General features: G+C 43.1%; 17 protein-coding genes and 2 riboswitches. Of the genes, 13 read left to right on the top strand and 4 right to left on the bottom strand.

All coding sequences use genetic code 11. The features are described 5' to 3' along the window. Nucleotides 1-21: 21 nt before the first annotated feature. A riboswitch (Lysine riboswitch) is annotated at nucleotides 22-199 on the bottom strand. Nucleotides 200-359: 160 nt separating this feature from the next. Both AU377_RS13635 and AU377_RS15925 read right to left on the bottom strand, forming a co-directional pair. Further along, a complete protein-coding gene (locus AU377_RS13635; RefSeq protein ID WP_067408329.1) occupies nucleotides 360-1,880 on the bottom strand; it encodes a BCCT family transporter in 1,521 nt (506 codons plus the stop codon). A 214-nt stretch (nucleotides 1,881-2,094) separates the two neighbouring features. Further along, entirely contained in the window at nucleotides 2,095-2,880 is a 786-nt protein-coding gene (locus tag AU377_RS15925) for a hypothetical protein (protein WP_368664432.1), read from the bottom strand. Nucleotides 2,881-3,174: 294 nt separating this feature from the next. Here AU377_RS15925 and AU377_RS13625 point away from each other — a divergent pair, with 294 nt between their 5' ends. Then, nucleotides 3,175-4,077 (top strand): 5'-3' exonuclease, encoded by a 903-nt coding sequence (locus AU377_RS13625; protein WP_067408328.1) that lies wholly within the window; start codon nucleotides 3,175-3,177, stop codon nucleotides 4,075-4,077. Nucleotide 4,078: 1 nt separating this feature from the next. Beyond that, a complete protein-coding gene (locus tag AU377_RS13620) occupies nucleotides 4,079-4,303 on the top strand; it encodes an STAS domain-containing protein (protein WP_067408327.1) in 225 nt (74 codons plus the stop codon). Nucleotides 4,304-4,333: 30 nt separating this feature from the next. On the opposite strand, the gene AU377_RS13615 is transcribed toward AU377_RS13620, so the two are convergent. After that, nucleotides 4,334-4,849 (bottom strand): C39 family peptidase, encoded by a 516-nt coding sequence (locus AU377_RS13615; RefSeq protein WP_067408326.1) that lies wholly within the window; start codon nucleotides 4,847-4,849, stop codon nucleotides 4,334-4,336. An 80-nt stretch (nucleotides 4,850-4,929) separates the two neighbouring features. Beyond that, nucleotides 4,930-5,250 (bottom strand): thioredoxin family protein, encoded by a 321-nt coding sequence (locus AU377_RS13610; RefSeq protein WP_067408397.1) that lies wholly within the window; start codon nucleotides 5,248-5,250, stop codon nucleotides 4,930-4,932. A gap of 210 nt (nucleotides 5,251-5,460) precedes the next feature. Between AU377_RS13610 and AU377_RS13605 the strand changes: the two genes are divergently transcribed. The 11 genes from AU377_RS13605 (at nucleotide 5,461) to AU377_RS13555 (ending at nucleotide 16,253) form a co-directional block, all read left to right on the top strand. Continuing rightward, complete coding sequence (locus tag AU377_RS13605) at nucleotides 5,461-7,845, top strand: 3-hydroxyacyl-CoA dehydrogenase/enoyl-CoA hydratase family protein (RefSeq protein ID WP_156450452.1); 2,385 nt, start codon at nucleotides 5,461-5,463, stop codon at nucleotides 7,843-7,845. Between the two features lie 26 nt (nucleotides 7,846-7,871). Next, nucleotides 7,872-9,047 carry an acetyl-CoA C-acetyltransferase gene (locus AU377_RS13600; protein WP_067408324.1) on the top strand — a complete coding sequence of 392 codons (1,176 nt, stop codon included), beginning with the start codon at nucleotides 7,872-7,874 and terminating at the stop codon, nucleotides 9,045-9,047. 24 nt (nucleotides 9,048-9,071) lie between these two features. Then, on the top strand, nucleotides 9,072-10,844 hold the full coding sequence (locus tag AU377_RS13595) for an acyl-CoA dehydrogenase family protein (protein ID WP_067408323.1): 1,773 nt from the start codon (nucleotides 9,072-9,074) through the stop codon (nucleotides 10,842-10,844). Nucleotides 10,845-10,932: 88 nt separating this feature from the next. Beyond that, nucleotides 10,933-11,292 (top strand): arsenate reductase family protein, encoded by a 360-nt coding sequence (locus tag AU377_RS13590; RefSeq protein ID WP_067408322.1) that lies wholly within the window; start codon nucleotides 10,933-10,935, stop codon nucleotides 11,290-11,292. Nucleotides 11,293-11,365: 73 nt separating this feature from the next. Continuing rightward, nucleotides 11,366-11,749, top strand: coding sequence for a glycine cleavage system protein GcvH (gcvH, locus tag AU377_RS13585; protein ID WP_067408321.1), 384 nt, complete (start codon nucleotides 11,366-11,368; stop codon nucleotides 11,747-11,749). 113 nt (nucleotides 11,750-11,862) lie between these two features. Continuing rightward, nucleotides 11,863-12,204, top strand: a complete 342-nt coding sequence (locus AU377_RS13580; RefSeq protein ID WP_067408320.1) for a hypothetical protein — start codon at nucleotides 11,863-11,865, stop codon at nucleotides 12,202-12,204. Nucleotides 12,205-12,217: 13 nt separating this feature from the next. Beyond that, a complete protein-coding gene (locus AU377_RS13575) occupies nucleotides 12,218-12,517 on the top strand; it encodes a thioredoxin family protein (protein WP_067408319.1) in 300 nt (99 codons plus the stop codon). 53 nt (nucleotides 12,518-12,570) lie between these two features. After that, nucleotides 12,571-12,676: riboswitch (SAM riboswitch) on the top strand. Nucleotides 12,677-12,755: 79 nt separating this feature from the next. Further along, on the top strand, nucleotides 12,756-13,781 hold the full coding sequence (locus AU377_RS13570; RefSeq protein WP_067408318.1) for a methionine ABC transporter ATP-binding protein: 1,026 nt from the start codon (nucleotides 12,756-12,758) through the stop codon (nucleotides 13,779-13,781). Beyond that, nucleotides 13,774-14,442, top strand: a complete 669-nt coding sequence (locus tag AU377_RS13565; RefSeq protein WP_067408317.1) for a methionine ABC transporter permease — start codon at nucleotides 13,774-13,776, stop codon at nucleotides 14,440-14,442. The genes AU377_RS13570 and AU377_RS13565 overlap by 8 nt, the downstream gene beginning before the upstream one ends. A 41-nt stretch (nucleotides 14,443-14,483) precedes the next feature. After that, nucleotides 14,484-15,332 (top strand): MetQ/NlpA family ABC transporter substrate-binding protein, encoded by an 849-nt coding sequence (locus AU377_RS13560; protein ID WP_067408316.1) that lies wholly within the window; start codon nucleotides 14,484-14,486, stop codon nucleotides 15,330-15,332. Nucleotides 15,333-15,395: 63 nt separating this feature from the next. Continuing rightward, nucleotides 15,396-16,253, top strand: coding sequence for a MetQ/NlpA family ABC transporter substrate-binding protein (locus AU377_RS13555; protein WP_067408315.1), 858 nt, complete (start codon nucleotides 15,396-15,398; stop codon nucleotides 16,251-16,253). The last annotated feature ends 41 nt before the right edge of the window (nucleotides 16,254-16,294 follow it).

Below are 16,294 nucleotides of genomic sequence, written 5' to 3'. Positions count from 1 at the left end.
GAAATAATCGTTTATTTCTTAGCGTAAGATAGCCCTCCATATAGTTACCTATATGACAATCCTGAGCTTATTCAACCCAGAACCAGCTTCGAGACAATGAGGTTCTCTCCACTTCGGCAAATTCCCCTTTCTACAACCTTCACAGGATCTCATCATCCTCTAATTGTGTACTAATGGTCTTTGCGCCTCTATCCTTACTTCAAAGTTTTGAAATAAGTATATGTTCAATTACTATGACTGTACATGTAATTCGGTATAATTGCAAGTTGAAAATGTTCAGAAGAACCTAAATAACAAGATGGGTCGTTTTTTTTTGATGACAACCGTACCCAAATCGGGGAGCAGCTGTCATCAAAAAACTATTTAATTTTTCTTCGCTTTTCATAAGGGCGTACCATAAGCCCTAATTCTTTTCTTTCCTTATCGAGCGCTTTATATAGTGAGATCATCATTAAGATCATGATAAAGGAAAAGGGCAACGCGGCAATAATGAGTGCGTTTTGCAATGCTGTTAGTCCATTGGCGGATAAAAGAATCATGGCAATGGCGGCTTGTGCAACACCCCATGTTAATTTAACAGTATTTGGCGGCGTCAATGAACCGTACGTTGTCTGCATGCCAAGAACAAACGTTGCGGAGTCAGCAGATGTAATGAAGAAAATAGCAATGAGCAAGATTGCAACAATCGACAGCAGCATAGACATCGGCATTTCGTGGAAGACCGCAAATAACGTTTCCTCAGTCTTCAACCCAGAAAGGTCTGTCCCTTTTAGTTGTACATCCATTGCCGTGGCGCCGAAAACGGAGAACCAGAAAAAGCTGAGTAACGTTGGCAATAGTAAAACACCAACTAAAAATTCACGAATCGTTCGACCGCGTGAGACGCGTGCGATGAAAATCCCAACGAATGGCGCCCAAGAAATCCACCAAGCCCAATAGAAGATTGTCCAACCATTAATCCAAGCACGATTAACATCATCCAATGGCGCGGATCTAAAACTCATGCGCGGCAAGTTTTGCAAATACTGACCGATCGTATCGGTAAAAGTATCAAAAATTAATAACGTAGGACCAAGGATAATGACGAGCATTAATAAAATAACGGCCAGCACCAGATTCGCATTTGATAAGTACTTAATCCCTTTTCCTAACCCGGACCATGCAGAGATAATGAAAAGGACTGTTACAACGCTAATAATGATCATTTGAACTGAAAAGCTATTAGGGATGCCAAATAAGTAAGCAAGTCCACCATTAATTTGAATGGCACCAAAGCCAAGGGTAGTCGCAACACCGACGACTGTGGCGAAAACTGCAAGTACGTTAACAGTCGTTCCGAATGGTCCATTGATTTTATCACCGAAAATCGGTCGCAGGGTAGAGGAGATTAACCCCGGTGCGTCTTCGCGGAATTGGAAATAGGCGAGTGACATGGCAACGACAGCATAGATTGCCCATGCATGGATACCCCAGTGGAAAAATGTGAAGCGCATAGATTCGCGGAACGCGGCCTCTGTGCCCGGTTGCTCAGTTGCAGGGCTAATCGCAAAATGCGAAAGCGGTTCTGCAGCACCCCAGAAGACGAGTCCAATGCCCATGCCGGCGGAGAAAAGCATTGCAAACCAGCTTGTTCGGGAATATTCCGGTTTTTCGTCCGGTTTCCCTAGTGTAATCTGCCCAATTGGACTCACAATAAAGAAGAAGCAGAAAAAAACGATACCAGTAACTACTAGCAAATAGTACCAACCAAATGCAGACGTTATAAAGTTTTTCATGTTATTGGTCACAGCTTCAAAGCTTTGGGGTGCAAATACACCGTACAACAAAGCGAGCACCACAAGCCCAGCTGCGATCCAAAACACATTTGAGACTTTTTTCATTTCATCACCTAAGTTTCATTAAGATAATTTACACTTTTAACCTAATGTGTCCAATATTATAAAAAGCATGCCAAAGTTCTATACACTGCTCATTCCCATCATGCAGTCGAATCAAACGCATCCACAAATAAAAAATCGAATCCTAGTACAACGGATTCGATTTTTACTTGTTTCAGTCAAAAGTGAATAGGTACTATAATACATGTTCCCTATATCAAGAACAAGTGAAACGAATAATTTGGTTCAAATCTATCCCTGTATATTCCCATCTACGGCGGCGGCTATTCCAACGATAACCGGCAACAGATCTGCGGCCTACAAATACGGGATAAAACCAAAAACCGTTCCGTCTGGATAACCAAACATACGTAAACCGGTATAGACATCCGCGAATAGCACCCGGATCTACCGCAAAGGTTTGGTGAGTTGGGAAACTAGGTGTATGGAACGGCGGCGGTGATGAAGGCGGTTGTGCGTGTTGGCCATGTCCTCCATGTCCCCCCTGCCCATGCCCTCCATGCGGCGGTCCAAATCCAGGCCCTCCATGCATTGGCGGTCCAAATCCGGGTCCCCCATGCGGTGGTCCAAATCCAGGCCCCCCATGCATTGGCGGTCCGAATTCGGGTCCCCCGTGCGGCGGTCCAAATCCAGGTCCTCCGAACGGTGACGGCGGATCGGGGTTACCATGCCAACGTGGTTGGTTAACCATTTCCATATGTTCCATCCCATGCCAATTCGACATTTCAGGCATTTGCATGCCAGACATCTCTTCGTGCGGATAAGCCGCTGCCATTTCCATACCAGGCATTTCCATTCCTTGCATGCCCATTCCCGACGGATCCATATCAGGCATGCCGTGCCATTCTGTCATTGCCATGCCGGGCATTCCTTGCCAATTTGCATAACTATGCATCATCTGCTCCTGCCTTTCCTCATATCCTTCTGGTAACTTAGGGAACCACATCTGCCCATCTTGCCCAGACGGCTGCATATTAACCATTCGCTCACTCCTTCTAGGTGGTTCGATGTAGTGTATGCATGGGGTATTAAAAAGGAATGGGTATACCTATTGATGAATGGGGGAATTGAAGGAAGTAAATATGCGCAGTGCATTTAATCAGATCAGATAGAGATCAAATTAAAAACAGTACTTTCTTCACAGTGAATTATCTCCTAATATACGTATGTTATTTGAAATTTCTGGATAAGTAATATCTGGCTTAACTATTAAACAATCGTGTATGCTAAAATAAGGATAGAGGGATGCGACGAGATATTGGAGGAATTTTAACAAATGACACAAGAGAAACCACATATTTTACTCATAGACGGAATGGCACTCTTGTTCCGTTCTTTTTTTGCTACGTCTGCGATGGGGCATTATATGCCAAATGAAAAAGGCGTACCGACAAATGGCGTACAAGGATTTGCCCGACATGCGATGACGGCGGCCTCTATTTTTAAGCCGACGCATATGGCAGTGTGCTGGGATATGGGGGCTCATACATTCCGGAATGATTTGTTTGACGGATATAAAGCGAATCGTCCTGCCCCTGCACCGGAACTCGTACCGCAGTTTGATATGGCGCGGAGCGTGTCGGAACTGTTGGGATGGAAAAGTTATGGGATTGAAGGAATGGAAGCGGATGATTTAATTGGTTCATTCGTTCATACGTGGGGTGGTAAGGCAGATATAACGATCGTGTCTGGAGATAAAGACTTATTGCAGTTATTGAGACCGGGCACTCAGATTGCTTTTACGAAAAAGGGGTATACCGTTTATGATCTGTATACAGATGAACGATTCGTGGAGGAGTATGGCATTCAACCAGTCCAATTTATTGATAAAAAAGCGTTTACCGGAGATGCAAGCGACGGCTATCCGGGTGTCAAAGGCATTGGTCCGAAAACGGCTTTAAAGCTCATTAAAGAATACGGTACAGTGGAAGGGGTATTAGCTGCACTCGAACAATTAAGTCCAGCGATGCAAAAGAAAATTGCCCAGGATCAGGAGATGCTTCTGTTATCTAGAAAACTTGCCGAGATTCATTGTCAACTGGATTTGAATGATTCACTGGAAGAATTGGAAATCCCGACATTTGACGGAAGCATAAGAGCAGCTATAGAAAAAGAAGGATATTCTCTAATCGTCAGACAGGCAGATTCACTATTTGGCCGAAATATTTTAGAAGTGTAAGATTGTTGTTTTATCGGGATTGGAGACGACAGACACGTTTGTCGTACAACAGCTTTACTATTTGTTTAAAACATTCTCCTTACTAGGCATTCAGGCAATGACAAGCGGTATTTCGCCGGCCATTGCCCAAACAATGGTCAATCTAGGCCTATCATTCGGCAAGATTAAAAGTTTTGCAACGCCGAAACAAGCACTAGCTCATACAAGAGAAAAAAACGCTGCCTGATGGAAAAGTCAGGCAGCGTTTTTTAGTTTGTCAAGCATTTCTAGGCTCAACCTTTACGAAGGACAATATGGCTTGATTTTGTTTGTAAGAGACACGGCGGATTCGGCTCGGATGATGTCTGCTGCCATTATCGTGAATGATTAGATCGATGTCCTCGTTCTTTTCTTCATAGCCGATGACAGGCACCCAATGATAATCGAATTTGTATTTGCCGAACCAACGGATCTTGAACCATTTATCGAACTTGGCTGCAACGAGATGGCCTTTATTAATTTGCTGTTTCACTTCATCCAACGAGCATTGGGCTACGATCCAGTCATCTCCCAAAATCTTTTGCATGTTTCGGATGAAACGTCTTTTAAAAAGCCCTATTTTTGTCCCGCCAAGCAATGGATAAAGTTCATTGATGGTGTAGGAACATGTATCGGTGGAGAATTGATCCAGCATGACGCGAGCCGTAACTGGACCGCAGGCAGAGGCGCGATAGGCTTGATGAATGTCTTGGTCATATTGTGATTTGCCGTTTACCTGCAATATTTTTTTCATCAAGAGACCTCCAAAATGTATGCATCACATGAATTTATGTAGTAAAAAACGACGGGCTACTTCCGTCGTTTCCCTTCTAATTATTCATTGTCTTTGTCGAGAAATTCAGTAACTTGCTCAGGCGTTTTTGTATAGGCGCTGTGTAGATGTCCCGTCTTTTCGCCATTTTGGAAAATTAATAAACTTGGAATGCCCATCACTTCATACTTTTCTGCGATTTCAGGAAGCACGTCGCGATCCACATCGTACCATGTATACGTATCGTATTTTTCAACGATCGGTCCGATAAACATATCTAATACTGTGCAATCCGGACACCAACCTGCTTGAAACTTGACGATTGCTTTGTCCTCTCCAGCAATTGCTTCATTAAATTGTTCAACTGTCGTAATTGGTTTCATCATCAAATATTCCCCTCCCATATGTCAGTGTACAATGTTTTACTACGCGGCGGTAGTGAAACACTCTGCCTAGTCATGCATATAATGAAATCGGGTTTCAATATTGTGAAAATAGTGAAAATGTTTTAGAATAATAAATAGGGAATGTTTTGTTGTTTCACTCATAAAATGAATGAGCACTCATTCAAAAGTGGAAGGGAGACTTCGCGCGTGGCCATACAAATCAAAAAAGTGGCAGTTATTGGATCCGGTGTGATGGGATCAGGCATCGCAGCCCATCTTGCAAATGTTGGGATCCCTGTCTTGTTGCTCGATATTGTACCTACGGCATTGACGAACGAAGAACAAACGAAACGATTAACATTGGAAGATCCGCAAGTACGCAATAAGTTTGCAGCAAACGCTTTAAAAAAGCTGCTAACACAAAAGCCAGCCCCCCTAACATCGAAGCGTAACCTCTCATTAATAGAAGTTGGGAATTTGGAAGATGATTTAGAAAAGCTGAAAGAAGTGGACTGGATTGTTGAAGTCATTGTGGAAAATCTTGATGCGAAAAAGGCGTTATATGAAAAGATTGAGACAGTGCGGAGACCGGGAACGATGATTAGCTCTAACACTTCGGGAATACGAATTGATGCGATGGCTGAAGGGCGATCAAAAGATTTCCAACAACATTTTTTAGGTACACATTTCTTTAATCCGCCACGCTATTTGAAATTGCTCGAAGTTATTCCGTCAAGTTACACCGACCCATCCGTTGTGGAGGAAATGGTGCAATTTGGTGAGAACCGGCTCGGCAAAGGTGTCGTCATCGCAAAGGATACGCCTAATTTTATTGCCAATCGAATTGGAACGTACGGCTTAATGGTCACACTTCGTGAGATGGAGAGGTACGGTTATTCAATTGGAGAAGTAGATTCCGTGACGGGGACTTTGATCGGCCGGCCTAAATCAGCGACTTTTCGCACGTTAGACGTTGTCGGTCTTGATACGTTCATGCATGTTGTGAACAATGTTTACAACGAAACGACAGGGGAAGAACAACAAGTATTTACGATCCCACCGTTTATGAAGAAAATGATCGATAACGGCTGGATCGGTGCAAAAGCAACGCAAGGTTTTTATGTGAAAAAAGGTCGAGAAATTCTTGAGTTGGATCTTCAAACATTTGACTACATCCAGACAAAGAAAATGAAAGCGCCTTCAATTGAAATGACAAAGCAGCAAAAAGGATTGGCGAACAAAGTAAAGACACTCGTCTATGCGAAAGATCGAGCTGGAGAAATACTATGGAATACCTTATCGCCAACCCTTCGGTACGCAGCCGAAATGCACGGTGAAATTGCCGATACCATTGTCGCCATCGATCAGGCGATGAAGTGGGGCTTTGGATGGCGGCAAGGACCTTTTGAAGTATGGGATGCCATTGGCGTACAAAAATCCGTTCGGAAAATGAGGGAAGAAGGATTTGAGATCCCCACTTTTGTGCAAAGTTTGCTCGACAGCGGCTATGACTCTTTTTATGGTGAACAAGACGGGGTGATCCACTATTTTGATGGGGATCGTTACCGTCCAGTTCCGGTTAATGAAAAAGTAATTGATCTAAAACAGTATAAAAAGAAACAGGGTGTTATTAAAAAAAATACAGGTGCAAGCTTGATTGACTTAGGCGATGGCATTGCTTTGCTTGAATTTCATTCGCAATCGAATGCGATCGGACTGGATATTATTCAAATGATCAATTTTGCTGTCGATGAAGTCGAAAAAAATTACAAAGGGCTCGTCATTGGCAATCAAGGAAAAAACTTCTGTGTCGGCGCGAATTTAGGACTTATTTTAATGGAAGCCGGGGACGATAACCTATTTGAATTAGATTATGTCATTCGCGCATTTCAAAATGCCATGATGAAAATAAAATACGCAACAAAGCCGGTCGTTGCTGCGCCATTCGGTATGACGCTTGGCGGTGGGGCGGAAGTTTGCTTACCAGCGGCGCATATTCAAGCGGCGCAGGAAACGTATATGGGATTAGTGGAAACTGGCGTTGGGTTAATTCCCGGCGGGGGCGGCAATATCGGTCTCTATACGAAGTTCTTAAAAGGCATTCCGCATGGTGTGGAAGTCGATCTTCAAAAAGTGGCCAATCAAGTATTTGAAACGATTGCGCTGGCCAAAGTCTCAACATCTGCCGAAGAAGCGAGAGAAAATAACTTCTTAAACTTTGCGGATGGCATCAGTGTGAACGAAGATCATCAATTGTACGAAGCGAAACAAATCGCGCTTACTTTATTTGAAAATGGCTACACGACACCGAAGCGGGAGAAAATCCCGGTCACAGGAGATTCGGGTTATGCGACGTTACTGCTTGGTGCGGAAGCGATGTTCTTATCGGGCTATATAAGCGAACATGATTTGAAGATCGCGAAGAAACTTGCCTTTGTATTATCAGGTGGAAAACTGCCATTTGGGACACTAGTAGATGAACAATATTTACTAGACCTTGAGAGAGAAGCGTTTTTAAGTTTAATTGCAGAACCAAAGTCACAGCAACGGATGCAACATATGCTTTTGAAAGGAAAACCACTGCGCAATTAAAGAACCCGCCTAAAGGAGGAAAAAACATGCGTGAAGCAGTTCTCGTGTCCGGCGCAAGAACGCCGGTCGGTAAAGCAGGAAAAGGTTCCCTTGCAACAGTTCGTCCCGATGACCTAGGAGCACTTGTCATTCAAGAGACGTTGAAACGAGCGGGAGGGTATGATGGACCGATCGATGACGTTATTATTGGCTGTGCGATGCCGGAAGCAGAGCAAGGAATGAATGTTGCGCGCAATATTGGTGCACTTGCTGGACTGCCCGACACAACACCAGCCATTACGATCAATCGGTTCTGCTCTTCGGGTCTCCAGTCTATTGCGTTTGCTGCAGAGCGAATTATGCTCGGTCATGCGGAAGCGGTGATCGCAGGCGGTGTGGAGTCGATGAGTATGGTACCAATGATGGGGCATACGATTCGGCCGAATGTCAAGCTAGCCGAAACAGCACCCGAGTATTATATGGGGATGGGGCATACAGCGGAGCAAGTTGCGATGAAGTACGGTGTGAGCCGGGAAGACCAGGACGCTTTTGCGGTAAGATCACATGAAAAAGCAGGGGCAGCAATTGCCGCTGGAAAGTTTGTCGATGAGATCGTTCCAGTTGAAGTCGTTAAACGTTTTGTCGATGAAAAAGGCAAAGTTCAAGAACAACCTTTTCTATTCGAAATGGATGAAGGTGTGCGGCATGGAACGAATAGGGAAGTGTTGGCGAAATTAAGGCCGGTTTTTTCGGTGAAAGGAACCGTCACCGCCGGAAATGCCTCTCAAACGTCTGACGGTGCCGCTTCAGTTCTCATGATGGAACGGGAAGTGGCAGAAGCGAAAGGACTGAAGCCGTTCGCAAAGTTTCGGTCATTTGCTGTCGGAGGCGTGCCGCCGGAAGTGATGGGCATCGGACCGATTGCTGCCGTGCCGAAAGCATTGAAAATGGCAGGGTTAACCATTGCTGATATCGATTTATGGGAACTAAACGAAGCATTTGCCTCCCAATCCCTTCAAGTCATTCGGCACTTGGATCTTGATATGGATAAAGTAAATGTGAACGGAGGCGCGATCGCGCTTGGCCATCCGCTTGGGGCAACAGGTACCGTGTTAACATTAAAATTACTGCATGAGTTAAAAAGGCAAGGGAAACAATTTGGTGTCGTGACGATGTGCATTGGCGGCGGCATGGGAGCAGCGGGCGTTTTCGAACTACTGTAAAGCAATTGAAGGGGAGGAAAAAGAATGACTGAGCTCGTAAAAGGCGGGGCTTTCTTACTGGAAGATCTAGCGGCAAGTCGTGTATTTACACCTGAAGATTTTTCCGCTGAACAGAAAATGATTGCTGAAACGACAGAACAGTTTTTGAAAAACGAAGTTGAACCGCATATGGAAGAACTGGAAAAACAACAATTCGACCAATCGATTAAACTCTTGAAGGCTGCGGGAGAACTAGGTCTTTTAAGTGCTGACATTCCCGAGGAATACGGCGGGCTGGGGCTCGATCAAGTTTCATCCGCGCTCATTGCAGAAAAAATGGCTGTAACAGGTGGATTTTCGATTACGCATGGGGCACATGTTGGGATTGGAACATTACCGATTGTATTATTTGGAAACGATGAACAGAAAAAGAATTATTTACCCTACTCGTCTACTGCGGAGAAAATTTTTGCTTATGCGCTGACAGAACCGAGTTCAGGCTCTGACGCATTGGGGGCAAAAACAGTCGCAAAGCTGAATGCCGAAGGAACGCATTACGTTTTAAATGGTGAAAAGCAATTTATTACGAATGCAGCGTTTGCGGATGTATTCATTGTCTATGCCAAGGTGGATGGGGAAAAATTTACGACTTTTATCGTCGAAAGAGATTTCCCGGGTGTTTCCGTAGGAGCAGAAGAGAAAAAAATGGGGTTGAAATCTTCCTCTACGAGAACGCTTATTTTACAAGATGCACAAATTCCTGTTAAGAATATGTTAGGTGAAATCGGCCGCGGTCATGTCATCGCTTTTAATATTTTGAATATCGGACGCTACAAACTTGGGATTGGAACAGTCGGCGGTTCAAAACGTGCGCTGGATTTAGCGATTACGTACACAAATGAGCGTCAGCAATTTAAAACACCCATCTCTTCATTTAATTTAACAAAGCAAAAATTGGCCACGATGGCATCGAAAATTTATGCTGCTGAAAGTTTAATGTACCGAACGGTTGGCTATTTTGAAGCGCGCCATGCACAAATGACGCCAGAACAGCAAAAGGACGGGAAAGCGATCGCCGCTTCGATTGCCGAGTATGCCATCGAGTGTTCGATTAATAAAGTTGTCGGTTCTGAAACGCTGGACTATGTAGCGGACGAAGCAGTACAGCTTTTTGGCGGCTACGGGTATATCCAAGACTATGAAGTGGAACGCATTTACAGAGACTCGCGCATTAACCGAATTTTTGAAGGAACCAATGAAATTAATCGACTGCTCGTACCGGGTACATTTTTGAAGAAAGCATTAAAAGGTGAATTGCCGCTTCTTCAAAAAGCGCAAAGCTTGCAAGAAGAGCTGCTTATGCTGATGCCGGAAGAAATTGGCGAAGAAGCACTTGCGCAGGAAAAAATGCTTGTGAAAAACGCGAAAAAGATTGGTTTGCTCGTTGCAGGGTTGGCAGCGCAGCGTTTTGGAACGAAGTTAGAAGCAGAGCAAGAAGTACTAGTGAATATTGCCGATATTGCCAACATGATTTTTGCCATGGAATCAGTGTTGCTTCGAACAGAAAAAGCAGTGGCCAAAAATGGAGAAGCGAAAGAACAACAGAAGATTTTGTACACAGAAATCTTTTGTCAAGAAGCGTTTGAAGCAATTGAAAAAGATGCAAAAGAGACATTGCTCGCTTCTGTCGAAGGTGATCAGCAGCGCATGATGCTGTCCGCACTTCGAAAGCTAACGCGTTCGAATCCTTACAATATCATTGTGAAAAAACGCCAAGCCTCTGAAAAGCTCATCCAAGCAAGCAAGTACGTCGTCTAATCACCATAACATCTAGGTACTCATTAGGTGCCTGGATGTTATTTTTGTTATACTAGTGATAAATTGGCAGAAGCAGGGGGACTAGGATATGACATTGATCTATTATGGATATGCAAAATGTGGGACGTGCAGAAAAGCGAAGAAATGGTTAGAGATGAACGGGCTTCCTTTTGAAGAGGTTGATATTACAAAGGAACCTCCGTCCGCAGCGACGCTAAAAAACATGATTGAAACGTCCGGACTGGACATTAAAAAGTTCTTTAACGTCAGCGGCAAAAAATACCGTGAACTGGGCTTAAAAGACCAGTTGCCAACCATGTCAGATGAAGAGAAAATTGAGTTGCTTTCTTCAGATGGGATGTTATTGAAGAGACCGATTGTGGCGAGCGATGAAAAAGTAACAGTAGGTTTCAAAGAAGAAAGTTTCGAAAATACTTGGACAAAGTAATTGATTATCTTGAGTTTCGTGTAGAAGTATGGGAAAATCGACAAGAATGAATATAGTTTTGGAGGGGTCAAGAATGAGCACACCAAAAGAGTTACGTTATTCTGAAGAACACGAATGGGTAAAAGACGAAAACGGAAACTACCGTATCGGAATTACACATTTCGCACAATCTGAACTAGGCGACATCGTTTTCGTTGAGCTGCCACAAGCAGGCGACGAAGTAAAAGCGGACGAGCCTTTCGGAAGTGTTGAATCTGTTAAAACAGTTTCTGAACTTTACGCGCCAATTAGCGGTAAAGTCCTTGAAGTAAACGAAGAACTTGAAGACAGCCCAGAGCTTGTCAATGAATCACCATACGAAGGTGCATGGATGATCGTTGTTGAGCCATCCGATGTTTCTGAACTTGATGAGTTAATGTCTGCTGAAGAGTATGACAAAATGACAATCGGAGAATAATATGTACAAATGCAAAAAGCGCCTGGATGATTTTCCGGCGCTTTTTGTAAATAAATCGTCTAGGCTTCGGGCGCCAGACGCCCTACGCTTTTGAATATAATGGGGTGACAGCGTTGAATGAGGAAAGAGTCTTAATTGTTGAAGGCGATACGGATCGAAAACGCCTTTTGCCAATTCTTGCCGAACCTGTTAAGATCATTTGTACAAACGGCACGGTGAGTCCTTATCGTTTGGAGGAACTGTTAGCACCGTACGAAGACTGGGAGTTATACGTATTTGTAGACGCTGACGATTCAGGGGAAAAACTTCGTGCATTGTTCAAAAGGGAATTTTCAGAAGCGCATCATTTATACACAGATAAGATCTACCGCGAAGTCGCAACAACCCCATACAAATTGTTGGCGACCATCCTACATGCGGCAAATTTTAAAGTGAAAACGGAATATTTGTTTTGAAGGATTGAGTCATTTGGAAAAATGGACATATGAACAGTGGAAAGAACTATTAAACAACAAAGCAGACGCGGTTTTTTATTTATATACACCGATTTGCGGGACTTGTGCGGTCGCTTCTAAAATGATGGAAGTTGTGCAGGCGATGCGCCCCAATTTGCCAATCGGAAAAGCAGATATTAACTATGAGCAGGAGCTTGCGATCGATTATGAGATCGAAAGTGTACCTTGCTTGCTCATTCAAAAAAATGGCATCATTCGACATAAAGTGTATGCATTTCAGTCCGTACCACATCTTCTCGACAAAATAAGTTGACAACAAGAGACCGCATGTGCTAAATTATGCCTAACAATTAATTACATATGTCGCTCTTATTAAGAGAGGTGGAGGGAAAGTGCCCTATGAAGCCCGGCAACCGTCATATTTATGAAATGGTGCCAAATCACTCGAAGCGCATGCTTTGAAAGATGAGAGATCGGATGAACGTAACTTTTAAACGTAAACCTTTCTGCTAATCTGCAAAAAGGTTTTTTTATCTTTTGAGGTGAATAAAATGATCAATTTAAAGGATGTCAATAAAATATTTGGCGCCCAAAACAATGCAATAAAAGCAGTTGATGATGTGTCGCTTGATATTGCCGATGGCGAAATATTTGGGATTATCGGCTATAGCGGCGCTGGGAAAAGTACGTTAATCCGCATGTTAAATGGATTAGAAACACCGACTACAGGTTCCATTCAAATTGGCGGACTTGAAATCTCTTCCATTAAAGGACGAGAGTTACGAGAAGCCAGACAAAAAGTGAGCATGATTTTCCAACACTTTAACTTGCTTTGGTCAAGAACGGTGAAGGAAAATATTGCATTTCCACTTGAAATCGCCGGCGTGAAAAAAGCTGAGCGTGACCGGAAAGTGACAGAACTGATTGAACTTGTCGGTTTGGCAGGTCGTGAAAATGCCTATCCATCCCAATTATCGGGAGGACAAAAGCAACGGGTTGGCATTGCACGTGCATTGGCAAATGATCCAGAAGTTTTGCTTTGTGATGAAGCGACGTCTGCGCTTGATCCTGAGACGACAGATGCTATTTTAGAGTTATTGACAAGTATTAATGAGCGACTTGGCTTAACGATTGTGCTCATTACACATGAAATGCATGTGATTCGGAAAATTTGTCACCGAGTTGCAGTTATGGAAGCTGGGAAAGTCGTAGAATTGGGGAACGTTCTGGATGTGTTCCAATCACCGCAAGAGCCAATTACAAGACGATTTGTTTCTCAATTGACTGAACCAGAAGCAGCCAAACAAGCGATGACACATATAAAAGAAGAATTTCCTGAAGGTACGTTGTTAAAACTAGTGTTTGTTGGTGAACGAACAGAGCAACCGGTTCTGGCCGACCTTATTCGACAATTTGATATTGACGTGAACATTGTCCAAGGAAATATTTCACATACGCATGGTGGAGCATATGGAACACTTATTCTTCAACTCATTGGAAATGACGAGACGATTCAAGAAGCAATGAATTACCTCCATGGTAAGGATGTACAGACGGAGGTGATCGGCAATGATTGAAAGCTTTTTCCCGAATGTTGACTGGACAAAAATGTGGGAAGCAACAGTAGAGACGTTATATATGACAGCTGCTTCGACGCTTTTCACGTTTGTCATCGGGCTTGCACTAGGCGTCATATTGTTTTTATCAAGTCCGCATCAATTGTGGGCGAATCGACTTGTAAATATATTAACGGGTGCATTTGTTAATATTTTTCGTTCGATCCCGTTCATTATTTTAATCATTTTGCTCATCCCGTTTACGAAATTCCTTCTCGGGACAATTCGTGGACCGGATGCGGCGTTGCCTGCACTGATTATCGGGGCGGCACCGTTTTATGCAAGAATGGTGTTGATCGCTTTACAAGAAATAGATAAAGGTGTCATTGAAGCTGCAAAGTCGATGGGTGCTAAAACATCAACCATTATTTATAAAGTACTTCTGCCCGAGTCAATGCCTGCCCTTATATCAGGAATTACGGTGACAGCGATCGCACTTGTCGGGTATACGGCGATGGCAGGGATCATCGGTGCGGGAGGACTTGGAACGCTTGCTTATTTAGATGGATTCCAGCGCAGCCGAGAAGATGTGACACTAATGGCGACAATACTTATTTTGATTATCGTATTTATTCTCCAATTTATCGGAGATTTCGCTGTGAAGAAAGTGGATAAGAGATGAATAAGGCTACTATTTAATACAAATAAAGGAGTTTTATACGGATGAAAAAATTATTAACGGGAATTTTATTCGCTGTTCTCGTACTAGCACTTGCCGCTTGCGGAGCAAATAAAAACAGCAGCAATAATGCAGGTGAGGGGAATAACGAGGAAAAAGAACAAACGACAATTGTTGTAGGTGCTTCTAATACACCGCATGCAATCATTCTTGAACAAGCGAAACCATTGTTAAAAGAAAAAGGTTATGACCTTCAAATTGAAACATACCAAGATTATGTCCTGCCAAATACAGACCTTGAATCAAAAGCACTTGATGCAAACTACTTCCAGCATATTCCATACCTGGAATTGCAAATGAAAGATAATGGATATGACTTTGTAAATGCAGGCGGCATCCATATTGAACCAATTGGTGTCTATTCGAAAAAGTATAAGTCACTGGATGAGCTTCCTGACGGTGCAACGATTTTAATGAGTAACTCTGTTTCAGACCATGGACGTGTGCTTTCAATGCTCGAATCAAAAGGACTCATTAAACTTGCCGAAGGAATCGATAAAACAGCGGCTGAATTAAAAGATATTGTGGAAAATCCAAAAAATCTTAAATTCGACCCGAATTATGAACCGGGACTTATGCCGCAGCTATATAACAATGATGAAGGGGACGCATTGTTAATTAACTCTAACTTTGCAATTGATGCAGGTTTGAACCCGCTTGAAGATGCGATTGCAATTGAAGATGCGGATTCACCTTATGTCAATATTATTGCTGTTCGAAATGGTGACGAAAATAAAGAATCAATCAAAGCGTTAATCGAAGTCTTGAAGTCAAAAGAAATCCAAGACTTCATTCTAGAAGAATGGGATGGAACAGTTGTACCAGTAAAATAAACTTAGGTCTAACAGGTTTTGCCTGCTAACCATACAAAGAGAATAGAAAAGGGGAGAATGTTGATGAGAAAACTGTTAGGGGGAATACTGTTTGCAATCCTCGTTCTTGCATTGGCAGCTTGCGGGGCGAAAGACAGTGGAAGCGACAATAATGCAGCAAGTGATAACACAGGCGAAGAAAAGCAAGAACTTACAAAAATTGCAGTAGGTGCTTCTAATACACCACACGCTGTCATTCTTGAACAAGCGCAGCCTTTACTTGAAGAAAAAGGTATTGAACTTGTCATCGAAACGTATCAAGACTATGTGTTACCGAACAAAGACTTGGAATCAAAGGAACTGGATGCGAACTTCTTCCAGCACATCCCTTATTTGGATCAACAAGTCATCGACCATGGTTATCAATTTGCCAATGCCGGCGCTGTTCATATCGAACCGATGGCTGTTTACTCACAAGAATATGAATCAGTAGAAGATCTTCCAGAAGGTGCTACAATCATTTTTAGTAACTCGGTGGCAGAACATGGCCGCGTTTTATCATTGCTAGAATCAGCTGGATTGATCAAACTTGCTGAGGGTGTAGATAAAGTAAAAGCAGAAGTAAAAGATATCGTTGAAAACCCAAAAAACCTAAAATTTGACGCGAACTACGAACCTGCACTACTCCCTCAGCTATACAATAACGATGAAGGAGATGCAGTTGTCATCAATGCGAACTATGCAATCGACGCTGGATTGAATCCGGTTGAAGATTCCATTGTTCTTGAAGATACTGACTCGCCTTACGCGAACATCATTGTTGTCAGAGAAGGCGAAGAAAATAATGAAGCCATCAAAACTTTGGTGGAAGTGCTGACATCGAAAGAAATTCAAGATTTCATTTCAGAAGAGTGGAAAGGCTCCGTCGTTCCAGTAAAATAAGTTAAAAAGACCCTATCAATCAAAAATGATTGATAGGGTCT

The organism is Sporosarcina sp. HYO08 (assembly GCF_001563475.1).
Classification (GTDB): Bacteria; Bacillota; Bacilli; order Bacillales_A; family Planococcaceae; genus Sporosarcina.
This window is presented reverse-complemented; position numbering and strand designations above follow the sequence as displayed.